1 protein-coding gene is annotated in these 1314 nt (G+C 38.2%); it reads right to left on the bottom strand.

Going from position 1 to position 1314, the window contains the following annotated elements:
- Positions 1-30: 30 nt before the first annotated feature.
- A complete protein-coding gene (locus IQ263_RS28040; protein ID WP_083888119.1) occupies positions 31-1230 on the bottom strand; it encodes an ISAzo13 family transposase in 1200 nt (399 codons plus the stop codon).
- Positions 1231-1314: the final 84 nt, after the last annotated feature.

The raw sequence follows: 1314 nt of genomic DNA, 5'->3' as shown, positions 1-1314 counted from the left end.
GAGACCTCCACAAAAAGAATGATCCAATAGCTATGTGGGTTTAGCGAAAATTTCTACAAACCATTTGTGAAGATTGGGGAGACGATGAATCTGGGTTTCAATTTCTGCCATAGCTAACTCCGAAAGTTTAACTCCTGTGGAGTAAATTGTTTCTACCAATGTCACCACTGGATTTTTATCCTTAAATGTGAGAGTTTTGGCGAAATTTACAACAGTCTCAACAGTGTCAAGTAAACTACCATTCCAATGCTTTTCTAACCAACCAAAACAACGTTCTATTGGGTTATATTTACTATGATAGGGCGGATAATAAGCTAATTGTAACGTCAGTTGAGATTGTTGGGAAAAATCTAAAATTCGTTTCATAAACTGAGTACGACGAGAATGATTTTCCGGTCCATTATCCTGATTGATGACCAATTTTTGAATGTGACTAAAACGGTGTTTAACAGTTTGCCACCAACTTTCAAGTAAGTCAACTATACAATCAGCCGTCAACTTAGAAGTAACGAAGAATAAAAATAGCTCATTGTACTCAGGCAGAAAAATACCATAGGGAATCACACTTGATTGAGTCGAAAAATCGTGGTCAACTGCAATAGTTGGCGTCCGATTTTTACCACCTCTATCAAATTCTCCAATCTTGACGGAAGCTTTGGCATCAATGGAAATTCGGAGAGTATTTGGGTTATTATCGGCTGCTGTATTGACTTGTTCAAGTTGTTCAAAAATGGCTGAGGTCTCGGGGATTTTTTTGACTGGTTTAGTTTTCAAAACTCGTTTTAAGGTATAACCCAAATCATTCAATCTTCTTCTAATTGTTTCGGCGCTCGGTAGTTCTTCATCACTATAACCAAATTGTTTAATTAATTGACGACGGACTTCATTGGCAGTCATGCGCGTATATAATCGTGTACTCTTAAAGCTAGGATCAGTTTGACTGTGTGGGTCTACTAACGATGTAATATCTTTCAATAAGTTGGGTAATTTTGTTTCAACCCGCTTTCGTCCACTGCGCTTGAAACCATCGACAATTGGCTCACCACTTTTCAATTCTTTCATCCCTTTACGGATGGTCCGTCTATTCCATCCTAACTCCCGTTCTACTAACGTTTGTCCACCTATTCCTAAATCTTTGACTACCGATGCCATGAATTGTCGTCTGTCTGTCCCCTTGAGTTTTTTAGCTGTTTCGATGTAAAGAGATTTGGCGTGTTCGGTCAGTTTCATGATAGATTTTAGAGACATAAGATAGGCTGCACACTGAAATTATATTTTGACTATTATAGGATCAATCATTCTGTGGCGTTCTCT

Source organism: Tychonema sp. LEGE 06208 (genome assembly GCF_015207505.1).
Classification (GTDB): Bacteria; Cyanobacteriota; Cyanobacteriia; order Cyanobacteriales; family Microcoleaceae; genus Microcoleus.
This window is presented reverse-complemented; position numbering and strand designations above follow the sequence as displayed.

Excerpts from the sequence above, each read along its gene's own strand:
- IQ263_RS28040 (WP_083888119.1), bottom strand. The coding sequence starts at position 1,230 with ATGAAACTGACCGAACACGCCAAATCTCTTTACATCGAAACAGCTAAA.